The organism is Peribacillus sp. SIMBA_075 (genome assembly GCF_046534585.1).
The window spans coordinates 1-230 of record NZ_JAWRYN010001747.1 but is presented as its reverse complement, the minus strand read 5'-3'; the positions used below and the strand labels follow the sequence as shown (position 1 = coordinate 230).

General features: G+C 47.8%; 1 protein-coding gene. It reads right to left on the bottom strand.

The genetic code is table 11. The features are described 5' to 3' along the window. A partial coding sequence (locus SB775_RS34425) for an AI-2E family transporter (RefSeq protein ID WP_410865775.1) occupies window positions 1-230 on the bottom strand: 230 nt, incomplete at both ends.

Here is a 230-nt window from a genome sequence, read left to right as displayed (position 1 = left end):
GAACAGCGGATGCATATGAAGGCTTTTACCGACTATGAGCGGCGACATGATATTCCCCTCAAGGAATTGGAGTGCAAGCACGATGATCGCAATGATCAATACCATTTTCACTGACATGGTCGCGGCGATAATCACTGCAGGAATGGCCCCGATTATGGGACCAAAATAAGGAATGACATTCGTCATTCCGATTATCGCCCCCAACAGCAGCGGATATTGCATTCCGACTA